Origin of the sequence: Moorena sp. SIO3I8, assembly GCF_010692325.1 — a bacterium.
Lineage (GTDB): Bacteria > Cyanobacteriota > Cyanobacteriia > Cyanobacteriales > Coleofasciculaceae > Moorena.
Genome location: NZ_JAAHHW010000043.1, coordinates 26,741 through 52,311 on the forward strand (window position 1 = coordinate 26,741; position 25,571 = coordinate 52,311).

General features: G+C 44.3%; 30 protein-coding genes and 1 pseudogene. 20 read left to right on the forward strand and 11 right to left on the reverse strand.

The genetic code is table 11. The annotated features are described in order from the left end of the window. Positions 1 to 208: 208 nt before the first annotated feature. The 3 genes from F6K51_RS17715 to F6K51_RS17725 all read left to right on the forward strand — a co-directional run bounded on the left by F6K51_RS17715 (position 209) and on the right by F6K51_RS17725 (position 2,098). Positions 209 to 1,315: an exostosin gene (locus tag F6K51_RS17715; RefSeq protein ID WP_293022261.1), complete on the forward strand. Its 1,107-nt coding sequence runs from the start codon at positions 209 to 211 to the stop codon at positions 1,313 to 1,315. 370 nt (positions 1,316 to 1,685) lie between these two features. Continuing rightward, positions 1,686 to 1,859: a helix-turn-helix transcriptional regulator gene (locus tag F6K51_RS17720; protein WP_293022263.1), complete on the forward strand. Its 174-nt coding sequence runs from the start codon at positions 1,686 to 1,688 to the stop codon at positions 1,857 to 1,859. A 65-nt stretch (positions 1,860 to 1,924) separates the two neighbouring features. Further along, positions 1,925 to 2,098, forward strand: coding sequence for a hypothetical protein (locus F6K51_RS17725; RefSeq protein ID WP_293022266.1), 174 nt, complete (start codon positions 1,925 to 1,927; stop codon positions 2,096 to 2,098). Here F6K51_RS17725 and F6K51_RS17730 read toward each other — a convergent pair. The 7 genes from F6K51_RS17730 to F6K51_RS17760 all read right to left on the reverse strand — a co-directional run bounded on the left by F6K51_RS17730 (position 2,083) and on the right by F6K51_RS17760 (position 6,998). Next, a complete protein-coding gene (locus F6K51_RS17730) occupies positions 2,083 to 2,466 on the reverse strand; it encodes a DUF433 domain-containing protein (protein ID WP_293022269.1) in 384 nt (127 codons plus the stop codon). The two genes, F6K51_RS17725 and F6K51_RS17730, sit on opposite strands and share 16 nt — an antisense overlap. Positions 2,467 to 2,605: 139 nt before the next feature. Further along, positions 2,606 to 2,917, reverse strand: a complete 312-nt coding sequence (locus tag F6K51_RS17735) for a type II toxin-antitoxin system RelE/ParE family toxin (protein WP_293022272.1) — start codon at positions 2,915 to 2,917, stop codon at positions 2,606 to 2,608. After that, the gene (locus tag F6K51_RS17740) at positions 2,914 to 3,123 is read right to left on the reverse strand and encodes an addiction module protein (protein ID WP_293022275.1); all 210 of its coding nucleotides are present in this window, start codon (positions 3,121 to 3,123) and stop codon (positions 2,914 to 2,916) included. The genes F6K51_RS17735 and F6K51_RS17740 overlap by 4 nt, the downstream gene beginning before the upstream one ends. Before the next feature lie 434 nt (positions 3,124 to 3,557). After that, positions 3,558 to 3,947 carry a type II toxin-antitoxin system death-on-curing family toxin gene (locus F6K51_RS17745; protein ID WP_293022277.1) on the reverse strand — a complete coding sequence of 130 codons (390 nt, stop codon included), beginning with the start codon at positions 3,945 to 3,947 and terminating at the stop codon, positions 3,558 to 3,560. Continuing rightward, positions 3,944 to 4,234 carry a hypothetical protein gene (locus F6K51_RS17750; RefSeq protein WP_293022280.1) on the reverse strand — a complete coding sequence of 97 codons (291 nt, stop codon included), beginning with the start codon at positions 4,232 to 4,234 and terminating at the stop codon, positions 3,944 to 3,946. Before F6K51_RS17750 ends, F6K51_RS17745 begins: the two co-directional genes overlap by 4 nt. A gap of 355 nt (positions 4,235 to 4,589) precedes the next feature. Further along, positions 4,590 to 5,834: an ATP-binding protein gene (locus F6K51_RS17755; protein WP_293022282.1), complete on the reverse strand. Its 1,245-nt coding sequence runs from the start codon at positions 5,832 to 5,834 to the stop codon at positions 4,590 to 4,592. Positions 5,835 to 5,897: 63 nt separating this feature from the next. Then, positions 5,898 to 6,998: an RRXRR domain-containing protein gene (locus F6K51_RS17760; RefSeq protein WP_293022284.1), complete on the reverse strand. Its 1,101-nt coding sequence runs from the start codon at positions 6,996 to 6,998 to the stop codon at positions 5,898 to 5,900. Between F6K51_RS17760 and F6K51_RS17765 the strand changes: the two genes are divergently transcribed. The 11 genes from F6K51_RS17765 (at position 6,997) to F6K51_RS17815 (ending at position 14,284) form a co-directional block, all read left to right on the forward strand. After that, positions 6,997 to 7,197 carry a hypothetical protein gene (locus tag F6K51_RS17765; protein ID WP_293022286.1) on the forward strand — a complete coding sequence of 67 codons (201 nt, stop codon included), beginning with the start codon at positions 6,997 to 6,999 and terminating at the stop codon, positions 7,195 to 7,197. The genes F6K51_RS17760 and F6K51_RS17765 overlap by 2 nt on opposite strands. 253 nt (positions 7,198 to 7,450) lie before the next feature. Then, positions 7,451 to 7,786: a cation:proton antiporter subunit C gene (locus tag F6K51_RS17770; RefSeq protein WP_070391112.1), complete on the forward strand. Its 336-nt coding sequence runs from the start codon at positions 7,451 to 7,453 to the stop codon at positions 7,784 to 7,786. Further along, positions 7,783 to 9,219, forward strand: a complete 1,437-nt coding sequence (locus F6K51_RS17775) for a cation:proton antiporter (RefSeq protein WP_293022288.1) — start codon at positions 7,783 to 7,785, stop codon at positions 9,217 to 9,219. Before F6K51_RS17770 ends, F6K51_RS17775 begins: the two co-directional genes overlap by 4 nt. Further along, positions 9,216 to 9,605, forward strand: a complete 390-nt coding sequence (locus tag F6K51_RS17780) for a Na+/H+ antiporter subunit E (protein WP_075900856.1) — start codon at positions 9,216 to 9,218, stop codon at positions 9,603 to 9,605. Before F6K51_RS17775 ends, F6K51_RS17780 begins: the two co-directional genes overlap by 4 nt. Beyond that, on the forward strand, positions 9,602 to 9,853 hold the full coding sequence (locus tag F6K51_RS17785) for a hypothetical protein (RefSeq protein ID WP_293022291.1): 252 nt from the start codon (positions 9,602 to 9,604) through the stop codon (positions 9,851 to 9,853). The genes F6K51_RS17780 and F6K51_RS17785 overlap by 4 nt, the downstream gene beginning before the upstream one ends. Next, a complete protein-coding gene (locus tag F6K51_RS17790) occupies positions 9,850 to 10,128 on the forward strand; it encodes a monovalent cation/H(+) antiporter subunit G (protein ID WP_293022292.1) in 279 nt (92 codons plus the stop codon). The genes F6K51_RS17785 and F6K51_RS17790 overlap by 4 nt, the downstream gene beginning before the upstream one ends. Continuing rightward, the gene (locus F6K51_RS17795; RefSeq protein WP_293022294.1) at positions 10,121 to 10,792 is read left to right on the forward strand and encodes a DUF4040 domain-containing protein; all 672 of its coding nucleotides are present in this window, start codon (positions 10,121 to 10,123) and stop codon (positions 10,790 to 10,792) included. Before F6K51_RS17790 ends, F6K51_RS17795 begins: the two co-directional genes overlap by 8 nt. Beyond that, positions 10,793 to 11,455 carry a Na(+)/H(+) antiporter subunit B gene (locus tag F6K51_RS17800; RefSeq protein WP_293022296.1) on the forward strand — a complete coding sequence of 221 codons (663 nt, stop codon included), beginning with the start codon at positions 10,793 to 10,795 and terminating at the stop codon, positions 11,453 to 11,455. Positions 11,456 to 11,851: 396 nt separating this feature from the next. Then, positions 11,852 to 13,513, forward strand: a complete 1,662-nt coding sequence (locus tag F6K51_RS17805; RefSeq protein ID WP_293022297.1) for a mucoidy inhibitor MuiA family protein — start codon at positions 11,852 to 11,854, stop codon at positions 13,511 to 13,513. Positions 13,514 to 13,647: 134 nt separating this feature from the next. Beyond that, complete coding sequence (locus F6K51_RS17810; protein WP_293022299.1) at positions 13,648 to 13,854, forward strand: hypothetical protein; 207 nt, start codon at positions 13,648 to 13,650, stop codon at positions 13,852 to 13,854. After that, positions 13,835 to 14,284 carry a DUF29 domain-containing protein gene (locus tag F6K51_RS17815; protein ID WP_293022319.1) on the forward strand — a complete coding sequence of 150 codons (450 nt, stop codon included), beginning with the start codon at positions 13,835 to 13,837 and terminating at the stop codon, positions 14,282 to 14,284. The genes F6K51_RS17810 and F6K51_RS17815 overlap by 20 nt, the downstream gene beginning before the upstream one ends. Before the next feature lie 249 nt (positions 14,285 to 14,533). Here F6K51_RS17815 and F6K51_RS17820 read toward each other — a convergent pair whose 3' ends face one another. Beyond that, on the reverse strand, positions 14,534 to 14,752 hold the full coding sequence (locus tag F6K51_RS17820) for a hypothetical protein (protein WP_293022301.1): 219 nt from the start codon (positions 14,750 to 14,752) through the stop codon (positions 14,534 to 14,536). 190 nt (positions 14,753 to 14,942) lie between these two features. Between F6K51_RS17820 and F6K51_RS17825 the strand changes: the two genes are divergently transcribed. The 5 genes from F6K51_RS17825 to F6K51_RS17845 all read left to right on the forward strand — a co-directional run bounded on the left by F6K51_RS17825 (position 14,943) and on the right by F6K51_RS17845 (position 22,061). Continuing rightward, complete coding sequence (locus tag F6K51_RS17825) at positions 14,943 to 15,068, forward strand: hypothetical protein (RefSeq protein WP_293022303.1); 126 nt, start codon at positions 14,943 to 14,945, stop codon at positions 15,066 to 15,068. Positions 15,069 to 15,351: 283 nt separating this feature from the next. Beyond that, positions 15,352 to 16,734: an ATP-binding protein gene (locus F6K51_RS17830; RefSeq protein WP_293022305.1), complete on the forward strand. Its 1,383-nt coding sequence runs from the start codon at positions 15,352 to 15,354 to the stop codon at positions 16,732 to 16,734. A gap of 197 nt (positions 16,735 to 16,931) precedes the next feature. Further along, positions 16,932 to 17,084 carry a hypothetical protein gene (locus F6K51_RS17835; RefSeq protein ID WP_293022307.1) on the forward strand — a complete coding sequence of 51 codons (153 nt, stop codon included), beginning with the start codon at positions 16,932 to 16,934 and terminating at the stop codon, positions 17,082 to 17,084. A gap of 14 nt (positions 17,085 to 17,098) precedes the next feature. Next, a complete protein-coding gene (locus F6K51_RS17840; protein WP_293022309.1) occupies positions 17,099 to 21,943 on the forward strand; it encodes a sugar-binding protein in 4,845 nt (1,614 codons plus the stop codon). Next, positions 21,927 to 22,061, forward strand: coding sequence for a hypothetical protein (locus tag F6K51_RS17845; RefSeq protein ID WP_293022311.1), 135 nt, complete (start codon positions 21,927 to 21,929; stop codon positions 22,059 to 22,061). Before F6K51_RS17840 ends, F6K51_RS17845 begins: the two co-directional genes overlap by 17 nt. Positions 22,062 to 22,100: 39 nt before the next feature. On the opposite strand, the gene F6K51_RS17850 is transcribed toward F6K51_RS17845, so the two are convergent. Together F6K51_RS17850 and F6K51_RS17855 are read right to left on the reverse strand one after the other, a co-directional pair. Continuing rightward, on the reverse strand, positions 22,101 to 22,352 hold the full coding sequence (locus tag F6K51_RS17850; protein ID WP_293022313.1) for a hypothetical protein: 252 nt from the start codon (positions 22,350 to 22,352) through the stop codon (positions 22,101 to 22,103). Positions 22,353 to 23,018: 666 nt separating this feature from the next. Next, positions 23,019 to 23,429, reverse strand: coding sequence for a hypothetical protein (locus F6K51_RS17855; RefSeq protein WP_365939979.1), 411 nt, complete (start codon positions 23,427 to 23,429; stop codon positions 23,019 to 23,021). 696 nt (positions 23,430 to 24,125) lie between these two features. Between F6K51_RS17855 and F6K51_RS17860 the strand changes: the two genes are divergently transcribed. Continuing rightward, positions 24,126 to 24,827, forward strand: coding sequence for a hypothetical protein (locus F6K51_RS17860; RefSeq protein WP_293022315.1), 702 nt, complete (start codon positions 24,126 to 24,128; stop codon positions 24,825 to 24,827). Between the two features lie 501 nt (positions 24,828 to 25,328). Here the strand turns inward: F6K51_RS17860 and F6K51_RS17865 are convergent. Further along, positions 25,329 to 25,571: pseudogene (locus F6K51_RS17865) on the reverse strand (IS630 family transposase); the annotation flags it as partial.

Here is a 25,571-nt window from a genome sequence, read left to right on the forward strand (position 1 = left end):
TCCCTAAGAACTTTCAAGACTAAATAATTTGGCAAAAAGGCATGGATATAGCCTAAAAGTGTGATTTAATGACGTCTAAAGTGTTAGAGGGGTTTTTTAGCTATTAGGTGAGCTTGACCTTGGCGAATTAAATTCACCACGGGTCGCACCTGAGGTACACAGGATTTTTTCCCTGTTCCCTATTCCCTGTTCCCTAGAGCCTAAAATTATGACGTTGAAAATTTTCTGTGACCAGAACTATCTCCCAGAGGGCATGACCTATGAGGCAATTCTATATCCCTTTTGGGGCAAACCTCCAGAAAATCCTGAGGATCCCATTAGTAGTTGTTTTGACCACTATGTAGAGATTGGAAAGTCTCTATTTAAGATGTCGTCTCTGGAGGAAGCAGATATTGCTATTGTACCAGTTAATTGGGCACTATGGAATTCTGAATTGGAAGATAAAGCCAGACAATTAGCAGAAAACGTTAAATTAGCAGGCAAGCCCTTAATCAGCTTTTTTGGTGGGGCTTCTTCCCATCTTAACTTACCGATTGAAAGTGATTTTGTATTCCGTCACTCCCTCTATCGCTCCCTGAGAAAAAACACCGATTTTACCCTACCTCACTGGAGCGAAGACTTTGTTGAAAACTATCTTGACAACAAAATCAATATCCGCCAAAAACGCTTAAAACCTGTAGTTGGTTTCTGTGGATATGCCGTCAAACCAAATACCAAAACCAATTTAAACGTTTTCTGCTCTAGAGTCAAAAAGAATGTCTTGAACTCGAAAACTAGTATCCCTCCCTATAATTGGGGACATGTGTTAAGACGTCGAGCCCTAGATATCTTAGGCAAAGACCCTAACATAATCACAAACTTTTTGATTAGAGAAAGCCCAGTTTTCTTAAATCAACCGGATTTCAAGTTGAAGCAAAAGCATCGGCTGGAATTTGTGTATAACTTAATAGACAGTGACTATATCTTCTGTTGCCGTGGATCAGGAAACAATTCCTTTCGCTTCTATGAAGCATTGTGCTGTGGCAGAATTCCAGTTCTTGTAGATACCGATTGTGTGCTTCCCTACGACTTTGACATTGATTGGAAGAAATACTGTGTTTGGATAAAGGAGAATGAACTTCATTTAATTGGCGAGAAAATTGCTGAGTTCCATGACAATCTATCATCCCGGGAATTTGTAGATTTACAGTATGAGTGTCGCCGGATTTGGAAAGAACGAGTATCTCCAGAAGGGTTCTTTAGTAATTTCCATCGTCATCTGCCTATAGCAAAGGGAACAGGGAATAGGGAACAGGCAACAGTAGGGTGCATCTGATATAGCGCTACGCGCAAGTCAGAAGTTAGAAGTCAGAAGTCAGAAGTCAAAAGTAAGCTAGGACTATGTTTCGGAGTTTAGGAGCGATGCAGCAAGGGAACAGGGGGTTTCCCCGGAGACAAAACCTTAGATAGTGGAGCCTTTATAGTTAGCAGGTTATGCAGAAAAGGGTTAAATATTTTTTAATAAGGCGACCCTATCTTACGGTAAATTCAAACCACTCGCGCTTTGCATCAAGACAATGTCAAACATCTAAATGCGTAGTGCTATTTTTGTAAAAAAGAAGGGAAGTGTGGGGCGGGGGCGCGGGAATTTTATTATAATTTTTGCCTAATTTCATAAAAGAGAAACTACTAGGTAAGTTTGCACCATGAAAGTCACAACTAAACTAGCACAATTAAGAGCTAATTCCGGAAATATCAGTTACGAAGAAATTTCTGAATCTACGGGAATCGATCGGCAACAATTAAGGGAACTAGAAAATGGAGAAGCGAATGCGATGAAGCGTTCGCAAAGCGTGGCCTACGGCCTCAGCTTCCGCTAAGAGCGAACGCTTTCACTACCCTCGCTCAACTCTGTGCTTTCTTTCACTGTAGTCCCAACGATTTATTGATAGTAGACTGGGAGGGGGAAGAAATAGCCCCACCTACTGCTGAAGAAATAGAGAAAGCTTCACAGATAATCAAACAGGCATTTGCCCGTGCTGAGGCGATGCCACCTGTCCGGAGGAAATTTGGGATAGTTTTGAAGGGACTATCGAGGGAATTTCATCGAGAAAATTGACGCTTGATTTTCCAGGCTTTTAATTTAGCGCGAACCGCTTCTTGTCCAGGTAAGGGAGGTTTTTTAGCAATCTGCTCAAAACGCTCCCGATTTTTTTCTTCCCAATAGTCTCGAATCTCTTGAGCTATCTTCAAAACGGTTTGATACTCCGCTTCTACTTCCCTACGGTGGGTATCAATGTAGGATAGGGCTGCATCAAGTTGCTCATCAGTTATAGACAGCCAGTTTCCCATTAATTTGGGTGTCCATCCGGCCTCAAGATGACCCATGATATCATAAATTGTAATGCGCGTACCTGCTATTGTCAGTCCCCGTTCTGTACGAATAATGGCGGCTTCGCAATTTTGGTGATCGGATACTGGAGTCATGCTCACTTCAGGTGTAGGTTTTGCTTTCATTGTATCTGACAAATATCTGACAAATATAGTTATGCAAACCGCCGTAACTTATAACCTTAGTGCTATAACGGCTTAGTTGTCCGAATGACGTACCAAACCTCAGATCATTTTATGCATCTGATGGTTTCTCCTTGACACGCTCTTTCCAATATCCTGGCTCACGACTACAGTGCATCACCGCCACAATTAGAATGTAATCTTCCTCAATAGTGTATAAAATCCCGTAGGGAAATTTACGTGTCAGACATCGACGAATATCTTCATCAAGAACAGCCCAACTCGTTGGTGACGCAACAATTCGGAAAATTGCATCCTCAACTACATTGATAAATGCCTGTGCCAATTCAACTCTACGTTCTGCGTAAAACTCGACTGCTTCACCATATTCAGTCAAGGCTGCTGGGTGAAAGACATATTTCATGGCTCCAGAAGTCGCCTCACCCTAGCTAACCCTTCCTCTCCAGGAATAGGCTGAACCATACCACTTCGGATTTCATCTCGACGCTTCTTAGCTTCACCTACCCAAAGTGTTTGTAGGTTATCGTCTACATCAAACTCAAGACTTTCAACCAGCTTCTCTGCCAACAATGCTCTCCATGCACTGGGCAAAGATAAAGCTTCTTTCATTACTTGATCAACAGAGACCATAACATTCGGGCATCATAGATAATACCCAGAGTCTAGCAAAAAAGTAGTAAACATAACACAGAATCAAAATGCGATTGGCCGTAGGCCACGCTACGCGATTGACCGTAGGTCACGCTACTTGAGGTGCATCTACTGAATTTGATATCAAATCAGGCGCTGGCAAAGCCACAAAGCAAAGACTGGAATTGTACTTGCGGCGCAACCAATTCAAATAGCGCTGATAAATCCAAAAGATTCACGGGCTTTTGCATCCCAATCCCAAGTGTAGACATCTTGCGGTGGTACACCTTCACTGTTCATGTTTTGTACAGCGTACTAATTTAAGCTTGTACCCATTCTCCCCTCAATGGACACAGCAAAGGCGCTAGAGCATCGGTTTAGTAATCAAAATCAAAAAATATTATTATTATTACTTATAATTCCTGGGAGTTGGCTGCAATCCAAGTAGCTATAGACTCTTGATTTTCTATTCCTTCTACTAAATTATTAATCTTGATAACGGCTTCTTCTTCTGCCGCCACTAACTCATATCCGTTTAGACGTAAAAAAACGTCGATGACAGCAAGAGCAATTCGCTTGTTACCATCGACGAAAGGATGATTTTTTGCCAAACCAAAAGCGTAGGCTGCTGCGATATCAAACAGACTAGCACTATCACTGTAGGCAAATAAATGTTTAGGTCTAGCTAAACTACTTGAAAGTAAATTCGGGTCTCTTAATCCAAAACATCCGCCATGCTCTACTATTAACTCGTCATGGATAGCTATTACTGCTTGCTCTGGCACCCAGCGAGGCTCTTTCAATGAGCTAATTCCCGAAAAGCATTGCGATAGTTTTTGCGAGTTATCGCGAAAGCTTCCATTGCTGCCTCGAATTCAGAATTATCTTGAATACTAGCAGGATTTGCCACCTTGTCAGCCTGTTCCAAAGGAGCCAAACCCTTAGCCAAAACATGAAGATGTGAAACACCGGAGGGAAACTCCTTCCCAAGGGCATTTAACTCACCCTGAAGTTCCGCTGAGAGTGAATCCTCTAGCTGAGTTAGGGCGACCAAGAAGGCTTTGAGGGTGATTGCATCTAGGGAGTTCATGGCTTGAAGTGTGCGTGTATTAGCTCAGGCAAGTCAAAAAGGATAAAGCTTCTGCCATTGGGCATCATAGACAATACCCAGAGTTTAGCAAAAAAGTAGTAGGCATAACACAGAATAAAAATGCGATTGACCGTAGGCCACGCTACGCGATTGACCGTAGGTCACGCTACGCGATTGACCGTAGGTCACGCTACTTGAGGTGCATCTGTTGAGCTTGAGATAGCGATGTAAACCTGTATGGTTTTTTTGATTGGACAATAAAACTTAGGATCTCGAACCCCTCTTGCCTCTTGCCTTTTGCCTCTTGCCTCTTGCCCAGCGCAAGTATCTTCACAACCGAGATACAAAAGCTATATCAACTCAAGCGCTTGCAAAGCCACAAAGCAAACAAAGGTAAAGCCAGTCGGTAGCCTTGCTCGGAGCCATAAATTAAACCTTTGTGCTGCAACCCAGCGATCGCTCCTTGGAGAGAACCCCCTCTTGATAGGTAATGCTTTTGAATATAATCTCGACTTTGTGGCTTGTCGGTAGGGTCTAGGGCCAGGGATTCTAAAAGATGGGCTTGATTAGCTGGAAGCAGCATCAGTAATGACTCGAAGACCATGGATAAGTCCGCTAGCAGTTCTTGGATGGCCTGCTGAACATGGCCATCACGAATTAGCCCATCAGAAACTCGTACCGACTTGAGGCGTCGCACCAGTGCCGACGCATCACCGAAGTGTCCTTGCACCGCATTGACAAAGATTTCCAGTGCTTGCGATCGCGGATCGAAGGTCAGCCGTTGGGTATGCAAAACTTCAGTTACCCAAGCCGCAACCACATCATCAGCTAAAGGAGCCAGCTGCACGATTTCCAAATTATTCCCTGGTTCATGGGGATAAATGCTGGTTTCTGCGATCGTTGCCACTAGCACATAACTTACCTGAGTCTGACCTTCGATCTGTTTCCGCAAAAATTTTTCCCACACCCCATGACGATCCCAAGAGCGGATGTGGGGGAAACTTTCCAAAATCAACACTACCCGTTCCCCCTCAGATTCAGCTAACCTTTGCAGCAGATCGAGTAATGCTTCAAATGCTTTCCGTTGCAGCTCTTTGCTCTGAATCCGAACCGGTTTAAGTCCCTCTGTGCCACTGCCTTCATCCTTCAGGACAAATAATTCCGCTGCCTGACCTTCAATCCAATCTGCCATTAGAGCTTGAACTGTTGCCATTGGAAAGGTCTGGTTTATGCTCTCCCACAGCAGTTGCACGAAGCGCTGACCATCCGTAACCCGGATGCAGTCAACCTCCAGGATTTTAACTCCAACTTCCCGTGCCGCCCGCCTTACCAAAGTCCGCCGTCCGCTTCCGGGCACTCCCACAATCAACACGTTGCCATCACGGGCTAAAACATGAGTGATGCGCTGGAATTGTGCTTGCCGCCCAACCAATTCAAATGGTACTGATAAATCCAAAAGATTCACGGCTAATGCATCCCGATCCCAAGTGTAGACATCCTTCGGCGGCACACCTTCACTAGTTGCCAAGCCCCCAACTGTATCGCTGGCATCCTCAGGGCTGAGGTTAACCATTGATTTGCCATGAGTGGATTCTGTCATCAATTCTTCGCGGCTGGATACCCCATCCTTCTCTTTTGGTGGGGAGGAAAGCCGCGCCTCCAATTAGTGGTTTACAATTAAGCCGGTCGAACGTTTTAAAAGTCGGACTTTTCGGGCGGTAAATTGTCCGATTCTTTTCCAATTGATATCGCTGACGGAAACTTGTCTTGCTGTCTCACCGCTTACCCAACCTCGGTAGGCTTTCCCGGCTTTGACCGCTTCAACGTAGTCTCCTTTGCGAAAACCATGACTAGTGGTTGTTCCTCCGTATTTGCGACGTTTTGCACCTTTAGAAAACTGCAATAGGTGTAACTGACGGCGACTTATGGGGGCACGTCTAATTACGGAAAACACAGCGTTAGTTACTTCACAGTTTTTGGGGACACTCAATTTTCCATTGCGGTGATAATAATTTTTGCGTCGGTAAAAATGAGTAGCAGCTAACGCAATCCCATCTACTGCATGAGTATTAACTGTTTGCCGACTTTTGTCTATTTTGTCTTTGATCAGCCCTAGCGCTTCTCTCTTCAAGGCTGTCTCCCAGCCTTGTTTCTGAGTCACTGGGGCTATTTTTTCTAACTGAGATATTGCCCAGTATTGTCCTACCATCACAGGAGAAAAACCTTTGTTGCCATTAGCCTTGACTATTTCGCAAACAATGGCACTTACTGGGTACAAAAGACTAAGTTCTCTTACTACCCGATTTTCTAGTTGACGGTTTGCCCGAATCGAAGGGGGAACCTTTTTGTTCCTCCTGTTCGAGAATCGCTTTTGTCTATGAGACCTTTGAGAATAAGGAATCTTGCGATTTATTCGACGACTTCTGCGAGTTCTTTCGGCGAAGCCGACGCTACGCGAACGCATCATTCGCCTAGTATCCATGCCTACGCGGACTTTTTTGTACGGCAACACTAAATGCCCTGTCCAAAGAGTGGCTTTATTTGACTGAACAGCGATACCAGAAAAAGATTTTCCGGGGTCAATACCAATAGCGATATCCTGAGTCTGATAACTAGATGGTTGATTAACTAACTGAACAGCAAAAACATTTAGATCATTTGGGTAAACGATAGCAAGACCTTGATTAAGCCAACGACGAGCGCGAGAAGCTTTTGTAGGCATCAATGGTTTGCCATCAGGCGAAATAACTGGAACTCGTAACATGGTGATAAACCTCACGAGAAAAGTATTTGAGTTAATAACTCGTCCCCTGGCCGTAGGCCACGCTACGCGAACGACCACCGAATTGAAGATTTCCTGTCTAACAGCAACTGACAACACAGTTTTGAAGAGGCTTGGACTGGGGAAGTATCCAAGCGTTCGTCCCAAAATTCGGCTCAAATGGTCTAGTCAATCATGGTAGTTGGTTGTCTACCAAGCCCCAACCTACTGCGTTGAGGTTGGGGTTATTGACTTGCTATTGCCCGTGTTTTTCCAAATCCCAAGCTCAAACCAAAACCTTGGTGTGGGATGAGTCTATGGTGTACCTTGGAACTTATCAATAGTGTCAATCGTTCCTAGCACTATTAAAACGTGCTATATATTTTATAGCACTGTTCGACAGTATCATTGTATAAAGATAATTACCACCAACCCTTACCCAATAGGCAATTCCCGTGTTAGAAGCATTCATATTTGCCACAATATTGTGCGGATTTTTCGGCATCATCCTTAAAAAGAACCTGGTTATGAAAATCATCTCTATGGATATCATGAGCACGGGGGTGATTGCCTATTACGTGTTGGTTGCATCCCGAGATGGTTTATTCACACCCATTCTTTCAAACGTCGAAAATAGGGCTTACGCAGATCCAGTTCCCCAGGCAGTGATCTTAACAGCGATTGTGATCGGCTTTTCGATTCAAGCCTTAATGCTAGTAGGTGTTATGAAACTGGCACGGGACAATCCCACCCTGGAAAGCAACGAGATCGAGAAGAATAATACGCCATGAGTACCATTACCATTGCCTGGATTGCCCTACCGCTATTTGTGGGATTCAGCATTTATCTGATCCCCAAACTTGACCGATACCTAGCCCTAGGGGTTGCCATGGTTTCGGTTGAATATGGGACACAGCTATTTCTCACAAAATCGCCATTAACCCTACAGCTGCTGGATAGTTTCGGTGTCACATTACTCGTTGATCAATTAAGCGCCTTTTTTATCTTGACCAATGGGCTAGTAACCGCAGCAGTAATCCTTTACTGTTGGCAAAGTGGTAAAACAGCTTTTTTTTATACCCAGACCATTATCTTACATGGCAGTGTCAATGCCGTATTTATCTGTGCAGATTTCATCAGTTTATACGTAGCATTAGAGGTCATCAGTATTGCTGCGTTTCTGTTGATTGCCTATCCCCGAACCGACCGATCAATTTGGGTAGCCTTGCGCTATCTTTTTGTCAGCAATACAGCCATGCTGTTTTATCTAGTTGGCGCGGTTTTAGTCTATCAGGCACATCATTCCTTTGCCTTTGAAGGGTTGCGCGGAGCACCTCCAGAAGCTCTTGCCCTGATCTTTGTGGCATTGTTAGTCAAGGGGGGAATATTTGTATCAGGATTGTGGTTACCCTTGACCCACTCCGAATCTGAGAGCCCAGTGTCGGCATTGCTATCGGGAGCTGTGGTCAAAACGGGAGTCTTTCCACTGTTGCGTTGTGCTCTAATTATCGAGGAACTTGCTCCCATCGTCAGGATATTCGGAGTGGGGACAGCGCTTCTGGGAGTAGGCTATGCCGTCTTTGAAAAAGATACTAAGCGTATGCTGGCGTTTCATACAATTTCCCAGTTAGGCTTTATCCTTGCCGCACCTGAAGTCGGTGGCTTTTATGCCCTGACTCACGGCCTGGTGAAAGGGGCACTCTTTTTAATCGCTGGTGTTTTGCCCAGCCGTAACCTCAAGGAACTGCAACATCAGCCGATTAATACCCAAATCTGGATTGCTCTGGCTATCGCTAGCTTCTCAATTTCCGGCTTTCCCTTGTTGTCCGGCTTTGGGGCGAAGGTGTTGACCATGAAGAATCTAGTGCCCTGGCAAGTTATCGGTATGAATGTTGCAGCCCTAGGAACAGCCATATCCTTTGCGAAATTCATCTTTCTGCCCCATGGGGATAGCAGCCAAGGGAAGGTAAAGCTCGATTTTTGGTTAGCGATGATACTGTTGCTCGGTGGACTGATTGCTGCCAATGGTGTGTACTACCAGGCATATAACTTTGCCAATATTACTAAACCTCTGGTAACTATTGGCCTGGGATGGTTGGCATATTTTTTGATTTTCAAACGATCTGTAATCAAGCTGCCCCGTGTGCTTGAGGAATTTGATCATCTAATTGGGGTGATGAGTCTGATGTTAGTATTACTATTCTGGATGGTGTTTCAACCATGATTGGGCATCTAAATCTAATTTTACGACTGGTTATCTGGTTTTTGCTGACTGCTAATCTAAGTCTGCCAAATATCATCATTGGGATTGCGATCGCATTTTTATTACCAGGACGCCCCAAAACCCCAGAAGCCTTAAAGGATTGGCTGCGGGTGCTTGGTGAAGTGATAGTAGCGATTCCCCAGGCATATATTGAGGCATTTGAAATCATGCTTCGTCCCCATAAGCACGAAGATGTGATCATGGAAGGAGTCAAACCCCAACGGACCCCTGGGCTGATATTCCTAGATATATTCCTGATCACCTTTACACCAAAAACCATTGTGTTGAAATACCACCAAGATGGCAGGTACGAAGTACACCGGGTTAGACGGAGGAAACAACGATGACGCTGATCCTGATTGCCATGATTCTGGCTCTGCTCATCCCCATTTATGAGGCTTGGCAAGATGATGATATTTGGCAAAAAATGTTGGCATTTGCGAGTATTGCCACCAAGACATCCATCATGATCCTGATGGTATCTGTCTTGCGCGATGATTGGATGATTGGTGTTGTCGGAGTCATCATCCTGAGTGTGGGGAATGCTGGATTAATGTTACTGGCACACGTAATTAAACGAATGAGTGATGTATGATTAATGCACTGAGTTACACTTGCATAGGTGTCGGAATCGTCTTCTGGTTTTGGGGAACCATTCCCCTGATCGGTCACCGATCAGTATTATTCAAGCTGCATAGTCTTTCAGTGGCAGATACCCTCGGCTCGATGAGTATCATCGTCGGGCTGCTGCTGAAGATACCCAGTGAATGGCCGCTGCTGATTCTCGCCATTATCTCCTTGGCGATCTGGAATACAGTGCTGGGATATGTGTTGGCTTACTGTTCCAGTAGTGGGGGTGATAATGACTGATAACTATATCTATGTCATAACCGCTCTGCTGCCTTTGTCCGCGTGCATGCTGGTATTTCAGGTCAATCCATACCATGCTCTGGTGATCCGAGGCATACTGGGAGCGGTGGCGGCTTTGGTCTATGCTCTGTTTGGGGCAGCCGATGTGGCTTTAACCGAAGCGTTGGTGGGTACAATGCTAGCGATTACCCTCTATGCGGTTGCGGTGCGTTCATCCTTAACCATGCGTCTTGGAGTGATCCAAGACTGGGAAGTTGAGGCAGATGGAGAGTCTTTACCAGAGGGCAAGACCAAACCGGATTTTGGGGAACTGATGGATGACTTACGCACAATCCTGAGCAAACACTATATGCGCCTTGAGCTGGTAAGCTACCCAGATAGGCAGAGCTTACAACGGGCGCTGTTGGAAAAAGAAGTCCATGCTACCTGTGCCCAAGATGAGGGATTGTTCTTTGAGCCGGACCAGAGGGGATTAGCTCTAGGAGCTACCCAGAAGGCATCACCACAGGATGAGCAAGACCAGGTAGCGCAAGAGAATGAAACCCTACTTTATCACACCCAGACCAGGGTTCAACGCCTCTATGAAATCATGCAAAGTGAACTTTCATTATCGGCGACAAGCTTGACTTATCTAAATGTACCAGAGGCAGGGGGAGATCATTAGATGAAATGGATTTACATTGCAGCAGGGATAGCGCTGTACGTCAAATTTATGGTTTTGCCCAATCCGGCGGCAGACTTATCAGATCTGTCTATCGTCGAATCCGTTGTAGAAGATAGTGGGGTGCCCAATGCGGTTTCGGGTATCATTTTCCGGAATCGGCTCTATGACACCATCTTTGAAGTGGTGGTATTTACGATCGCGATCATGGGAGCTAAATTTCTACTGGCTGATGAAAAGCCGTTCTGCACGATCTATCAATTTACCGATAAACCATCGATTGTTCTAGCCCGTCTGGGAGCGACGATTGCTGCGTTGGTAGGTATCGAGCTGGCGATTCGGGGGCATCTGAGTCCAGGAGGTGGCTTTGCGGCTGGGGTAGCGGGGGGAACCGCAATCGGTCTGGTTGCCATTACCTCATCATTCCAGTGGATGCAGGCAGTCTACAAGCGTTGGCAAGCTGCTAGGTGGGAAAAGGTTTCAGTTCTGATTTTTATTGTACTGGCAGTTATAACGTTGACGGGAGTAGAATTACCCCACGGGGAGTTGCAGACACTTGTCAGCGCTGCCGTCATCCCCATACTCAATATCCTGGTTGCAGTAAAAGTTGCTTTGGGTTCGTGGGCAGTTATTTTGGTTTTCATTCATCATCGGGGATTGCTGTGATCGATTACAGCGGTTTTCAATTCAGGGAACAGGGAACAGCGGATCTGGGAACAGCGGATCTGGGAACAGAACAAAAATCCTGTGTACCTTATAGTTATGAAAAACGCTGTATTTTTACCTACAGCCCATTCGCCCACACCCAGTAAGCCTAAGAATGCTGCTTGTGATATCCTCTGCAGAACTACTATGGTATAGCGGTTTTAAAGCTAGTAAGGTTCAATAAAGATGATACCTCAGATAATTCTAATCTAGCCTTTTTTATTCTAATGAGGTACATCTTATTTTTTACATTTTGCCTATTTACTATTATCTCTTCCCTTTTACCTTTTACCTATTCCCTGTTCCCTAAAAAAATATTTGTACCTCACCTAATTAAAAACCGCTATACATATCATCATGGTTAACACAGACACGACCTTAGAAGAAGATACGAGCCTAACTGTAGAAAGTCGAATCTCGCAAGTTACCGTCTACTCCAACCAGGCAAGGGTGACGCGGCGCACTAAGGTCTCACTGACTGGGCAAGAGCAAGAACTGGTAATCCCTCGGCTACCGATGACCATCGAAACTGAGTCGGTGCGAGCAACAGGGACTGGTACAGGGGTTGTGCGATTATTGGGAGTACGGACAGAAAAAGTCTTTGACTCTGAACCAGTGGGGGAACAAGTTGCTCAAGTGAGTGGGCAAATCAAAGAGTTAGAAAAACAAAAACGTCACCTCCAAGACCAGCAGGCGTCAAAGGAGCTAGCACAGAATTTTGTCAAGGCTTTGACTGATAAAGCTGTCCAACATTTTTCCCGCAGTATTGCCCAACAACAGATTGGCTTGCAGGAAACAGGTGAATTTCTGAACTTTCTGGAGCAGCGTTACCATGCAGATGCGAGCGCGATCGCTCAACAAGAAGAACAACAGCAAGAGTTAGAAAAGCAATTAAATGCTCTGAAAGCTAAGCTACAACAGTTGAAAACTCCCCGTCCCCAGGAGAGTTTGAGCATTATTGTCACCTTAGCAGCAGAGGGGGCGGTGGATTTTGACCTAGAAGTATCCTATGTAGTGAATCGTGCCAGTTGGATACCACTTTACGACTTGCGCACCAACAGCAGTAGCGATCGCATAAATCTGAGCTACCTTGCACAAGTCAAACAAAGCACTGGGGAAGATTGGTCCAACGTTAGCCTTACTCTTTCCACTGCTAAGCCTGGACTGGGAACCCTACCCCCTAAGCTGGAACCATGGTACATTCAGGCACTAGACCAACAACCTATCCGAGCTTTGCGAAGGCTAAAGAGTAGGGCAATGTCTAACTCAATGTCAGAATTATCTCCAGATCAAGACTATGAGGATGAGTCGGAAGCATTGAAAACTCGTAGTGCTCCCCAAGCCATGTTAGCAACAGCAAAAGTTGCTGCCCAAACAGTGGTAGCAGTAGTATCGACAGAAGGAGGTGTGGTTACCTTTGAGTTAGATGGTAACAGCAATATTCCCAGTGATGGTTCCCCTCACAAAGTGACTATTTTTAGTGATGAATATCCTAGCAATCCTGAGTATCTTGCCATTCCTCGGCTAGTTAGTTTCGCCTACCTACAAACTGTTGTTACCAATCCGACTACTGGTGCAACCTTGTTACCAGGCAAAGCGAATATCTTTCGTGATCAAACCTTTGTTGGTACAACTAAGTTGGAGAATATTTCACCAGGACAAGAATTCAGGCTGAACTTAGGCATAGATGAGGGAGTGAAAATTGAGCGGGATTTAGTGGAGCGTCAAGTTGATAAGAAATTAATTGGCAATCAGCGCCGCACGACTTATGCCTATCGACTGGTAATTACTAATTTGCAGAGTGTGCAAAAGACTTTGGTAGTAAAAGAACAGTTGCCAGTGAGCCGTGATGAGAGAATCAAAGTGCGGCTGACTCAGACTAATCCCAAAATACAGACCGGTGAGATGGGATTGCTTGAATGGAAAATTGATTTATCACCCCAGGATAAGCAAGAGCTATATTATCAGTTTATCATTGAGCATTCCCCTGAGTTGAAAGTGATTGGTTTGGATATTTAGGGCTCTACCGTACTTGTTATGCTAAATAAACAGTTTGTAAGAGGGAACAGGGAACAGCGGATCTGGGAACAGGGAACAGTGGGAAGAGGCTGTCTTCAGAATTTTTGTTAGTTGAACATCCTCATTTTCCTGTCTTGATGATTTTTAACGACAATAATGGTAAATTTTCTTATACTCCACACCCCACACCCCACACCCCAAACCCCACACCTGAGGTCTTTGTTAAAAACCTACCCTTATCAGCTACTCCCTACTCCCTACTCCCTACTCCCTACTCCCTACTCCCTGTTCCCTGTTCCCTATTCCCTGTTCCCTTTGCTGATGAAATCTCAGATACGTGACTTAAAACAACTTTATGAAACTGAGTACGATCAGTGGTTAACTGAAACAGTTAAGCTACTGAAAAATCGTCAATTAGAAGAATTAGATTATGACAACTTAATCGAGGAATTAGAAGCCTTGGGACGCAGCGAACGAAATGCTGTTAAAAGTTTACTATTGCAGATAATCATTCATCTAATGCTTTTCCAATTTTGGGAAGCTGAAAAGGTTAGAAATGCTAATCACTGGGCGGGGGAAATTATTACGTTTCGGGTTCAACTAGAGGATAAACTGACCACTAATTTACGAAATTACTTAGCTGATGAATTACCCAAAATATACCAAAACGCTTTATTGATTGTCCAGAAGAAAACTCAGCTTAAGTCTCTACCTGAACAATGTCCTTATTCCTTGGGAGAATTACTGGATAAGGATTGGTTTCCAAATTGATCTAGCATTTTTATTTGAGATGTAAACATAAAATTGATAAAAGAAGGGAACAGGGAACAGCTGATCTGGGAACAGGGAAGATTGTTAAGATATCCGAGGAGTTTTTGGTGTTTTGATAAAGCGATGCAGAGGTGCGACCCGTGGCGAATTTAATTACGGGTCAAGCGCACCTAAGCGGTCTTGGGGGTTCCCCCCACTCGCGCTTTGCATCAAGACACAGGATTGGTTTTCATGAGCTATTTAGAAATGCTATAGCAGTTTCCAATCTTGTTCCTCAACGACGGAAGTGACCAAATCCCCCAAAGTTCTACCTTTACCCGCAATCGACGCAGGGGGAGTCCGGCGCAATACTTTTGGTTCAGTATCGGAAAGAATCGTCACAATTACACGAGCTTTGGATACTTTGGGTGCATCTGTTAACCATTGAACTTGACCATTTTCGATAATGGCTTCATAGCTTTTAAGCATTGGTATTTCCTACTTTAAACGCTAATGTTGGATGGGAATACAAAGCATTTCTCCATCTCCAAAATTAGCATGAAAAATACTCGGGAGGAGCAATTGCAAGGATTGCCCAAACTATAGCGTTTTCTATTCTAATGAGGTACACAAGATTTTTTCCCTCTTCCCTAACTTCCCCTCCTGGGAGGGGTTAGGGGTGGGTTCCCTGCTCCGCTGTTCCCTGCTCCGCTGTTCCCTGCTCCGCTGTTCCCTGCTCCGAAGTCCCTATTCCCTGTTCCCTAAAACCAAGGTACCCCATCGGGTACTGCTAAAGTCTGACTGAGGAGGCAGACTAGGAGTAGTAATTTTGAAGGGAGTATACCATTAGTGAGATTTCAGGCAACTTTCTGCGCAGCTACTGCATCATATACCATCAGGATTAGGAATAATGTTACGTTTTGTTGCAGTGAAGGGAAAATGTCAATTTCATAATGTGTAGCTATTAAGTCGATAAATTATATAGAGGCTGTATATCCTATAGAGCCTCAAGTTGTCAGCTATGTCGATCTGGCAGATATCGGGGTGCAATCTGAGAACAGTCAATTCGTCTACCGGGGGGAATTTTAATGACAGTCAATTTCGGCAGATTTTTTCGGGTCTGTAATCCTAGTAAAACCCTGAATCTGGGCAAGGCTGAAGACCAACAATATTACATTGATTTTTCCAAGGTGCGGGGCAGCAATATTATTCGAGAACTCAGACGCACCATTACCTTCTCAGAAGACGAACCCACCTGTCAGTTGTTTACGGGACACATGGGCTGTGGCAAGTCTACCGAGTTATCGCGATTGAAAAGGAAATTAGAAGAACAGGGATTTCATGTCGTTTATTTTGAGTCCTCTAATGACTTGGACCTGGCCGATGTAGAGATCAGTGATATTTTGCTGACCATTGCTCGTCAGGTGATTCAAAGTCTGGAGGAAGCTAAAATTAGACTCCAACCCACCCGCTTCCAAGGGTTAGTGCAAGGGGCGGCTAAGTTGTTAAACTCCGAGGTGACCGGGTTGAAATTCAAAGTTCCTGAGTTTCAGGCCGGTGGTGTAGGGGTTAACATACCTGATGAGATTGGCATCAGCTCAGAAGAGGGGGAGTATTCCCTAGCCTTTGGGATTGGAGAAATTACTACGAAAGCTAAGAATTCTAAGGACATTCGCTCCCTATTGCGACAACATCTAGAGCCACGGGTCAACAATATTTTAGAAGCAATTAATACAGAACTGATTGAACCAGCTCAACAGCAGCTGCAACAGCAGGGTAAAGCTGGACTAGTGGTGATTGTGGATAATCTTGACCGGATCCATAATAAACCTAAGTCAGGGCAACGGAATCAGCCAGAATATTTGTTTGTAGACCAGGGGGAGTATCTTAATCAACTCAAATGCCATGTGGTCTACACCATTCCCTTGATTTTGGCATTTTCCAATGACCAAGAAAACCTCAGGAATCGCTTTGGTTCTGAGTACCTACTGTTACCGATGGTACAGGTAAAAGAACCAGATGGTAGTCCCAGTGATGCCGGAATTGCTTTGCTGCGACAGATGATCTTAGCCAGAGCATTCCCAGATGTGGAGCTAGAGCAACGGCTCAGTTTAATTACAAAAGTGTTTGATAGCCCACAGACATTGGATCGGCTATGTCTAGTCAGTGGGGGTCATGTCAGGAACTTGCTGGTGCTGCTCCGTAACTGCCTCAGCAAAGATGAGCTGCCTTTATCTCGTAACTTGGTAGAAAGGGTGATTAGTCAGCGTCGCAATGAATTGAGCAGGGCAATTACACCGGATGAGTGGAAATTGCTCAGACATGTGGCTGAACACAAAACTGTCAGGGGTGAGGAGGAATACCAAATCCTGTTGAAGAGTTTGTTTGTGTTTGAGTATTGTAATGGTCAGGGATGCTGGTATGATATCAATCCGGTGTTAGCTGATGCCAAGGAGTTGAATGGAAACTAGACTTCTTGCAGAAGTAGGGAACAGGGAACAGGGAACAGGGAACAGGGAACAGGGAACAGGGAACAGGGAACAGAGAGTCAGCTAATGCGCTACGCGCACGCTACGCGAACAGCTAATGCGCTACGCGCACGCTACGCGAACAGCCACTCCCTGTCCGGTTCGAGGGCGTGAATCAAGTGATAAAAATTATCATGATAATGAGGTACACAGGTTTTTTACTACTTCATACCTTGACAGCGCCCGGGTTACCTAATCCCTGCTCCCTGCTCCCTGCTCCCTGCTCCCTGCTCCCTACTCCCTGCTCCCTGCTCCCTGCTCCCTACTCCCTAAAATTTACCTCACCCAATTAAAAACCGCTATTATAATGCTAGAGACAACCGCAAATCACAACCAAGATTCCTTGAGAGAACTAATCCGACTGATTACTTTTTCTCAGGGAGAATTTTCTTTGATTTTGGCGGTTGGTAACTATGGGGTATTGAGGAGACAAATTATTGAGCAGTTGCAGGAGCAATGTTCTATTCCGATCAGGGAGCTGGTCTTAAAGCAATCGGTTAAAACTCTCTATACCACTATTGTGGAAGAGCTAGGTCCGGAACAGCCGGAGGCGTTGATGGTATCTGGGATAGACTCAGTAAGTTGCATTGAGGAAGTGCTGACAGCAACCAACCAGATCCGGGAAGAGTTTCGGAACTTTCGGTTTCCACTGGTGTTGTGGGTGACGGATAAGTTGCTGCAAATGCTAATTCGCTCAGTGCCAGATTTCCACAGTTGGTCAAGCTGTGTTGATTTTGTGATTAGCAGCGGTCAATTAATTCAGTTTATTGAGCAAACCACTGATCAGGTGTTTGCCAAGGTGGTAGCCTCCCGTGAAACTGAGTTTGTGCACAGTTGTACTCTGAATTTAAACAAAGACTCTGGATCCTATGTGGAATTACACTCAGCACGACAGGACCTGGAAAAGCGGGGAGTGGCCTTAGCCCCAGAGTTAGAAGCCAGTTTGGAATTTGTGCTGGGTCGAGTGGCTGATAATTGTCAAGAAGAGTCTCGACAGCATTATGAGCGCAGTTTAGCTCTGTGGAAACAAACCGATAACCTGGAACGCCGTGGACATGTACTATTCTGTTTAGGCTTGTGGTGGGCTGGTTATGCACAGTGGCATCAAGCTGAGAAGGAGCAAGCTTGTGAACAAGCAAAAGTTTATTTTCAGGAATCGGTTGAGGTTCTTGAGCAGGCTAATCGCCCAGACTTAGCTGCCAAATTTATTAATTTTTGGGGAGAGGCACTTCAGCGACAGTCAGATTGGGAGCAGTTAGAGAAAGTGGCCAACAAAGCCTTGGCGCTCCATCAAACCTATTCTGATCCGTTCAGAATGGCACGAGGTTATGGCTTTTTGGCTGAAGTAGCCCTAGCAAAATCAGCCTTTAAGAAAGCACAAAAGTCTTCCAAAAAAGCGCTTTTTCTGCAATCAACGGCATCAGCTAAGATAGTCAATCCCTCACCAGAACAACAAGCTTTATTAGACTGGGAAAAGTCTTTTGTCAAGGGTTGGTATTTATTTTCCTTGGGGCGAGCACTGCTTGGGACTATGCGATCGCAAAAACATGTTCCTCAATTACAAGCAGCACTTTATAACTTGGAAACCGCTAGAGCAGAAACCAAACCCCACTATGATCCAGAACTTTATATTGGTATCCTGAGGGAATTACACCAGGCCTATTGCCAACAAGGGGACTATCTCACTGCCTTTGAGATTAAACAAGACCAACAGGGGATTGAGAGCCGGTTTGGGTTTCGGGCATTCATTGGTGCTGGTCGATTGCAGCCCAAGCAGCAGGTAACTAACCCAGTTTTAGCAACAGTTGAGTGTTCAGAAAGGATAGCGCCAGAAATTGCCGCTTCTGGCAGGGAACGCCATGTTAATCGCCTGATTGAGCGCATGGAACAGGTGGGCTCTAGACTAACTGTGATTCATGGACAGTCCGGGGCGGGGAAAAGTTCGATGATTGAGGCGGGATTAATACCAGCATTAGAACGCAAAACCATTAATACCCGTCGGGTATTACCGGTTTTGCAGCGAGTTTATAGTAATTGGATTCAAGAATTAGGCAAATCCTTAACAAACACGCTGGAGAAGAGAGTACATTTACCATCTGTGCCTGCTAAGCTTGATTCAACCGCCCTCATTCTTGAGCAGTTGCGCAAAAATGCTAGGCAAAATTTGCTTACTGTTTTAATTTTTGACCAGTTTGAAGAGTTTTTAGCAGTTTGCTCAGACCCCAAGCAGAGGCGAGGTTTTTATTATTTTTTGCGAGACTGTCTGAATATTCCTTTTGTGAAGGTAATCTTGTCTGTGCGCGAGGATTATTTACATTGCCTGTTGGAATTTAATAAGTTCAAAATCGATTTAGAGGTTATTAATAATAATATTTTAGATAAGAGGATTCTGTTTCACTTGGGGAATCTTACCCCAGCAGATGCCAAATTATATCTTCAACGGTTAACGGAGCAAGCTCAGTTTCCCTTAGAGCAAGCACTGATTGATAAATTAGTGGAGGATTTAGGGAAAGAATTAGGAGAGATTATACCAATTGAGTTGCAAGTGGTAGGGGCGCAACTGGAACGAAACAAAATTACCACCCTACAACAGTATCAACACCTAGGGCATAACCCAAAAGCTGAATTAGTCAACCAATACTTAGAAGAAGTAGTGGAAGCCTGTGGTGCTGATAACAAACGGGCCGCTGAATTAGTGTTGTACTTGCTAACGGATGAAAACAACACCCGCCCTCTCAAAACTCGCCATGATTTGGAAAAAGAATTAAAAGCCTTGGCCGCTGATGTAGATACAGAGCTAGAACGATTAGATGTAGTGTTGGAAATTTTTGTGAAATCTGGCTTAGTGCTGCTGTTGCCAGAGATTTATAGCGATCGCTATCAATTAGTCCATGATTATCTAGTAGATTTCATTCGACAACGACAAGGGGCTGACATGAGAGCAGAACTTGAAAAAGAGCGAGAGGCGCGACAACGGCTTCAGAAACGGTTGGTGATGGGGTTAGGGGGATTTAGCGTGGTGATGACTATACTAGCAGCTATCGCCATATGGCTGTGGCAATCGGCAAAATTCCACGAAAGAGAGGCGATCCTTACTAAACTCAACGCTAAATATAAGCTTTCTTTTCTTGTAGATGAAAATCAGCTTGATGCCCTTTTAAGCATCATCAAGGCAGGGAAACGATTAAACTCTAAAATAGCAAAATCAGACCTTGAAAAAGAGACTGTATCTAACCTCTGGCAAGCAGTCAACTTAATCCAAGAACACCATCGTTTAGAGGGACATCAAGGTAATGTCTTGAGTGTCAGTGTCAGTCCTGATAATCAGCTAATTGCCTCAGCTAGCTCTGATCAAACCATCAAACTGTGGAGTCGTGATGGCAAATTGATTAAAGACTTAAAAGGACATCAGGAGACAGTGTGGTGCGTTAGTTTTAGCCCTGATAATCAAATCATTGCCTCTGCCAGTAAAGACAAAACCATTAAACTCTGGCATCGCGATGGCACCTTAATTAACACCTTAACAGGACATGGTAAGGGGGTGAAGTGGGTAAGTTTTAGCCCGGATGGTCAGACCATTGCGTCAGCCAGTAGTGATAAAACTATTAAACTCTGGAACCGTGATGGGACTTTGATCAAAACCTTGACAGGACATAAGGATGCTGTGTTGAGTGTTAGTTTTAGCAATGACGGAGAGTTAATTGCTTCCGCCAGTAAGGACAAAACGGTCAAACTCTGGAGTAGTGATGGTACATTCATCAAAACTCTAGAAGGGCATGACAAGGCTGTTTGGAGTGTAATTTTTAGCCCGGATAGTCAGACCATTGCTTCAGCTAGTGATGATCGGACCGTTAAACTTTGGAACCGTGATGGAACCTTAGCGAAAACCTTGCCAGGATATGATCATCCTATCAACAGCGTCAGCTTTAGTCCGGATGGTAAGTGGATTGCTTCAGGGAGTAGTGACGGAAAAATCCAACTCTGGACTGGTAAGGGTACACTAATTTCAACCCTTCCTGGTCATAAAGATATTGTCAATCAGGTTAGTTTCACTCCTGACAGTAAGATGCTAGCCTCAGCTAGTGTTGATTTCACTGTCAAACTTTGGAGTCTTGACCAAACCTGGCCTAAGGTTTTCCAACCTACCACCTATACAGTCTATGGTTATGGTGCTAGTTTTAGCCCGGATGGTGAGATAATTGCCTCTGGTAGTCGAGATGATAACACGGTCAAACTCTGGAACCCGGAGAAGCAGATTCGGGAACTCACCCTCCAGGGACATCAGGATTTTGTGAATGGGGTTGATTTCAGCCCCGATGGTCAGTTAATTGCCACCGCCAGTAATGACAGGACGGTCAAACTCTGGAATGGCCAGGGGAAACTGCTACATACTCTAGAGGGGCATAGCGCTCCAGTTTATAGCGTTAGTTTCAGTCCTGATAGCCAAATTATTGCCTCTGCTAGTGAGGATAGCACAGTAAAACTCTGGAGCAGGGAAGGGAAATTGCTACGTACTTTAGCGGGACATACAGATGCCATTAATCGGGTCACTTTCAGTCCCAATGGTCAGTTAATTGCCTCTGCTAGTAATGACAATACGGTGAAACTCTGGAACCAGAACGGAACTCTAATTACTACCCTGACTGGGGATAGGAAGTTGTCCTCCCTTAGTTTCAGCCCCGATGGTAAGCGGATTGTGGCAGGTGCGGCCCGTGGTTCTATAGTAATCTGGAGTCGTAAAGACATCTCCTGGCAGCAATTCGCATCTAAAAAAGGAGTAGGGCATACAAAAACTGTTTATGATGTTAGTTTCCACCCCAATCGAGACATTATTGCTTCTGCTAGTGCGGATGGAACAGTTAAACTATGGAACCCCAATGGACTTTTAATCGGAACGTTAAGCGAGGGTTCTGAACCTGTGGAGTCTGTGAATTTCAGTCCAGACGGTGAAACCCTAGTCTCGATTAACGCAGCGAATCGGGTGAGTATTTGGAATTTAGATTACAGTCAATATTTAGATTACAGTCAATCAAACGATGTGAATTACTTACTGAAGCGTGGTTGTGATCAGCTTGGTAATTATCTTAAAAATAATCTGAACGTCAAGAAAGAAGACAGAACACTCTGTGAGGGAATTGAGGAGCAAGAGTAAATTAGCTGGAATATATAGCAGTTCTCACAGTCATGAGATACAAAAGATTTTTTCCCGACTCCCGACTCCCGACTCCCGACTCCCATTAACCCACAACTTGTGTAACTCACCCAATTAAGAACTGCTATATATGATCAATCTCTAGCTGAAGCGGACTCTACTGAAGTCCCGATTGTGGAATGTCGTAGCGTGGCGGTCTAGGATCTGGATCTTGGGGCTCTCTTGCGCCAGCAGCGGTATCAAATATAGTGTATTTAAGGAATGAAACATCCTCCAATAGACTATTCTCACTATAGTCAGGTTCGGTGATTAAGTTCCAGGAAGCTGTCTCCATAGCCAAAACCTGAGTAGCAGTGATTGTAGATATTGCTGTCATCCCTAGTAGGGAAAGAATTTTATAACATTTCATAACTGGACTCCGTGGGTTCTCTGCTAATTCCAACTCTACTCATATATACATTTATCCCAGATTGATGGCTCAGATCAGGAAAGTCTCTGAGTGTAGAATATCGTAGCTTTAGCGGTTTAGACGAATCTGCCGAGGGAAAGTTCCCCATGAATAATTTAGAATTAAGAATGAAGAATTAAGAATTAAGAATTAAGAATTAAGAATTAAGAATTGAGAATGAAGAATTAAGAATGAAGAATGAAGAATGAAGAATGAAGAATGAAGAATGAAGAATTGAGAATTAAGAATTTAGAAGTCTGGCTGCTGACTGCTGGCTGCTGGCTTTTGGCGTAAGCATTCAGCTATCAGCTATCAGCGTGTCGCGTATCAGCTATCAGCTAATGCACTACTTGAGGTGCTACTTGAGGTGCTATCAGCCAATGGCTGACGGCTGACGGCTGACGGCTGAATGCTTACCTTTTGGCTTCTGGCTTCTGGCTTCTGGCTTCTGGCTTCTGGCTTCTACCTCCTACATTCATTCTACATTATCCCTTCTTAATTCTACATTCTTAATTCTCCCTTCTACCTTCTCAATTCTACCTTCTTAATTCTACCTTCTTAATTCTCCCTTCTACCTTCTTAATTCTACATTCTTAATTCTCCCTTCTTAATTCTACATTCTACATTCTAAGAACGTTTTACTTTCGAGCAAAGCTGATTCAGTAACTCCTTTGGAATGGCCTCAAAATTTTCTAACAGGAAATCCATTAAGGCCAGATGATACAAGGAATCGGAAGAGGGAGTTTTATAGCGAGGACCTTGGGCCAGCCAGCTGTTGACAGCGTAACTTGAGCGGCAGCAGATGTTACCGATGTCTTCTTGCTTCACTTGCCATTTTTGGTAAAACTCCTGGGGGGTCATGGATAGTCGGCAGTAGCTGTATAGGTAGATCAAGATTTCTTCTCGCTCGGTTATGGGACGAGGATAAGCATGTTCCCATGTGGATTGGCTCCTGGCAATTTGGGCAAGGCGGTTTAGGGCTCGCTGACAGTGAATCAGATGATTGAGATGATCATTAGATCGTTTATCTGGCATCATGGAATTACCTCACACATAGCTTGTGACTGAGGACATAAGCCGCGCTTCTTAGTTGACGTGGAAAGCGCGGCTTTTTGTCCATAAATATTATCGAAATATCGGACATTTTTATTATTACTAATATCTCGGTAAATGTCAAGGGGTATTTTTTAAATTTTAAACATTTTTTTACAAAGTTAAAAAAATGAGTAGTTTGGGGGTTTATCTAGAGATAAAATCAATTTGGTAATGTAATTTTACATTAGGTATCAGGGAGCATGGAGTAGGGAGTAGGGAGCAGGGAGCAGGTAAAATAAATATGTCCTAAGCTTTGCTTATACTGCTATATAGTAAACTTTTGAATGCATGACTTTTTCATAAAAACTTGTGTTTAAAACCCAGATATAAACGCGCTTATATGTGTCAACTGCATTGTCAACTGCATTGTCAACAAGCACAATTCACTCCAAGATTCCGGAATCCTGTTTTTTGTGGCTGTAGTATAAATCAAGCAGGATTTACCCGATTCAAGGAGCATTGCTGATTCGGGAAAGCTGAAGCTGCGCGAACGGTATAATATTAGACCAGTGGATGGAAATTATCCTTAGATCATAAATGGAGTAAATTCGGTTTTACCGAACCTACCTTATTTTTACTGCTGTTGTTTATAGTCAACCTTTTCTATGGAGCAAATATGTAATGAACAAGCTTAATACGATGAAATTTATACTTGCATTATTCACACTTATTGGGTTATTTACTACTCCCATAAATGCTCTGGAGCGTCGCCCGATTGAATCAATACCTACCGAAGAATTGGCCAAAGAGACAATGGGGATGAAAAGAAATGGTGATTCTCTCAACATAGCATGGTATTTATTACCGGAAGTCTATGGCTTACCTTCACAACCAGTAGTGCTAATTGCAGTTGTCAAAGGGAAGATTAGTCCTTTTGGTGTTCCTACATTTTCCTCTGAGATTGAAACCCAGAAAGTCCTAAAAGTTACCTATACTAATTCTAAGGGCATACCTAGAGAATTAGTGCCAGTCCCGAAAACGGCTGATATTAGTTATTTGGTAACGGTATTAAAACCATTATTATCGAAATTTGTGGGGCCATTTGGCGAAGGAATGTGGTTTTTTACCTATAAAAACGTTGATATCTTTGGGAATCAGATTGTGTCCCCTTATGAAACTGGAGAATTAAAAATTGATATGGATATTCCAGACGAACCGTCAAATTATGAAGCTGGAGAATTAAAAATTGACCTTGGTATTCCAGAAGAACCGTCAAATATTGCTTTGATAAACTTTCCCCTGAATTCCCTCTTTGTTCCAAGACTATGTCCTGGCGGTAAACCTGCCCATGTATCGTGGAAATATTGCCCATGGGATGGTACACTACTCCCAGAAGATTGATCCCGCCTCCCCGCCCCACACTTCCCGGGTGCATCTCAATGCATGCTGTTTGACGAGGTGGGTGGAATGGGCATCTTGCCCGTTACAATTGGACGGACTGTCCCAATACTGGCTACCGCGAAAATCAGGGCGAGTCCGTCCCGATGCTGCTGGCGAAATATAAGTTAACATCAGCCGTGGTGAGTATGCCGTTAATCGCGTTATACAACTAATGACATTTTCAGGGCTGATAACGGAATACCTTGTCAATAAGCATGTTTTGTCAAGTAACGCCTTTTGCTTCCGTTGCCTCAACCCAACCTACCCCATGTACTCAAGTCAGTCAACCAGGGCTATTTGCCTGTGCCACCTATTACCTATTACCTATTACCTATTACCTATTACCCATTACCTATTACAAGCGTGTTAAGAAATGTTTCGCCAGCCGCATCCGTCCCTAACGCACCCTACTGGAGTGACCACTCTTAAAAAGTGCATTATACAGAAAAATCTTGATCAGTCTCAAAAACAGCGGTTTTGGTGTTTGAGTTTGACTCGTGCATCTTCTGTGGTAAATTGCCACACTACTTTGGCACAGGCATTGTTCCGCTCCTGCTGCCAAGCCTCTATCTCATGCATGAAGTTCTTCGGCTGTAGCCAGGCGACGGTCAAGACATTGTTTGGACAGAACACACAACTCTGTTTCCGCCACATTGAGCCAACTGCCATTACGTGGGGTGTGAATCATCTCTAACCGCCGTGCTA

What these genes read in the sequence shown, in the direction of transcription:
- F6K51_RS17715 (WP_293022261.1), top strand. Translation starts at nt 209, where the DNA reads ATGACGTTGAAAATTTTCTGTGACCAGAACTATCTCCCAGAGGGCATG.
- F6K51_RS17720 (WP_293022263.1), top strand. Translation starts at nt 1,686, where the DNA reads ATGAAAGTCACAACTAAACTAGCACAATTAAGAGCTAATTCCGGAAAT.
- F6K51_RS17730 (WP_293022269.1), bottom strand. Translation starts at nt 2,466, where the DNA reads ATGACTCCAGTATCCGATCACCAAAATTGCGAAGCCGCCATTATTCGT.
- F6K51_RS17735 (WP_293022272.1), bottom strand. Translation starts at nt 2,917, where the DNA reads ATGAAATATGTCTTTCACCCAGCAGCCTTGACTGAATATGGTGAAGCA.
- F6K51_RS17740 (WP_293022275.1), bottom strand. Translation starts at nt 3,123, where the DNA reads ATGAAAGAAGCTTTATCTTTGCCCAGTGCATGGAGAGCATTGTTGGCA.
- F6K51_RS17750 (WP_293022280.1), bottom strand. Translation starts at nt 4,234, where the DNA reads ATGAACTCCCTAGATGCAATCACCCTCAAAGCCTTCTTGGTCGCCCTA.
- F6K51_RS17755 (WP_293022282.1), bottom strand. Translation starts at nt 5,834, where the DNA reads ATGACAGAATCCACTCATGGCAAATCAATGGTTAACCTCAGCCCTGAG.
- F6K51_RS17765 (WP_293022286.1), top strand. Translation starts at nt 6,997, where the DNA reads ATGGTGATAAACCTCACGAGAAAAGTATTTGAGTTAATAACTCGTCCC.
- F6K51_RS17760 (WP_293022284.1), bottom strand. Translation starts at nt 6,998, where the DNA reads ATGTTACGAGTTCCAGTTATTTCGCCTGATGGCAAACCATTGATGCCT.
- F6K51_RS17775 (WP_293022288.1), top strand. Translation starts at nt 7,783, where the DNA reads ATGAGTACCATTACCATTGCCTGGATTGCCCTACCGCTATTTGTGGGA.
- F6K51_RS17780 (WP_075900856.1), top strand. Translation starts at nt 9,216, where the DNA reads ATGATTGGGCATCTAAATCTAATTTTACGACTGGTTATCTGGTTTTTG.
- F6K51_RS17785 (WP_293022291.1), top strand. Translation starts at nt 9,602, where the DNA reads ATGACGCTGATCCTGATTGCCATGATTCTGGCTCTGCTCATCCCCATT.
- F6K51_RS17790 (WP_293022292.1), top strand. Translation starts at nt 9,850, where the DNA reads ATGATTAATGCACTGAGTTACACTTGCATAGGTGTCGGAATCGTCTTC.
- F6K51_RS17795 (WP_293022294.1), top strand. Translation starts at nt 10,121, where the DNA reads ATGACTGATAACTATATCTATGTCATAACCGCTCTGCTGCCTTTGTCC.
- F6K51_RS17800 (WP_293022296.1), top strand. Translation starts at nt 10,793, where the DNA reads ATGAAATGGATTTACATTGCAGCAGGGATAGCGCTGTACGTCAAATTT.
- F6K51_RS17805 (WP_293022297.1), top strand. Translation starts at nt 11,852, where the DNA reads ATGGTTAACACAGACACGACCTTAGAAGAAGATACGAGCCTAACTGTA.
- F6K51_RS17815 (WP_293022319.1), top strand. Translation starts at nt 13,835, where the DNA reads ATGAAATCTCAGATACGTGACTTAAAACAACTTTATGAAACTGAGTAC.
- F6K51_RS17820 (WP_293022301.1), bottom strand. Translation starts at nt 14,752, where the DNA reads ATGCTTAAAAGCTATGAAGCCATTATCGAAAATGGTCAAGTTCAATGG.
- F6K51_RS17830 (WP_293022305.1), top strand. Translation starts at nt 15,352, where the DNA reads ATGACAGTCAATTTCGGCAGATTTTTTCGGGTCTGTAATCCTAGTAAA.
- F6K51_RS17835 (WP_293022307.1), top strand. Translation starts at nt 16,932, where the DNA reads ATGAGGTACACAGGTTTTTTACTACTTCATACCTTGACAGCGCCCGGG.
- F6K51_RS17840 (WP_293022309.1), top strand. Translation starts at nt 17,099, where the DNA reads ATGCTAGAGACAACCGCAAATCACAACCAAGATTCCTTGAGAGAACTA.
- F6K51_RS17850 (WP_293022313.1), bottom strand. Translation starts at nt 22,352, where the DNA reads ATGAAATGTTATAAAATTCTTTCCCTACTAGGGATGACAGCAATATCT.
- F6K51_RS17855 (WP_365939979.1), bottom strand. Translation starts at nt 23,429, where the DNA reads ATGATGCCAGATAAACGATCTAATGATCATCTCAATCATCTGATTCAC.
- F6K51_RS17860 (WP_293022315.1), top strand. Translation starts at nt 24,126, where the DNA reads ATGAAATTTATACTTGCATTATTCACACTTATTGGGTTATTTACTACT.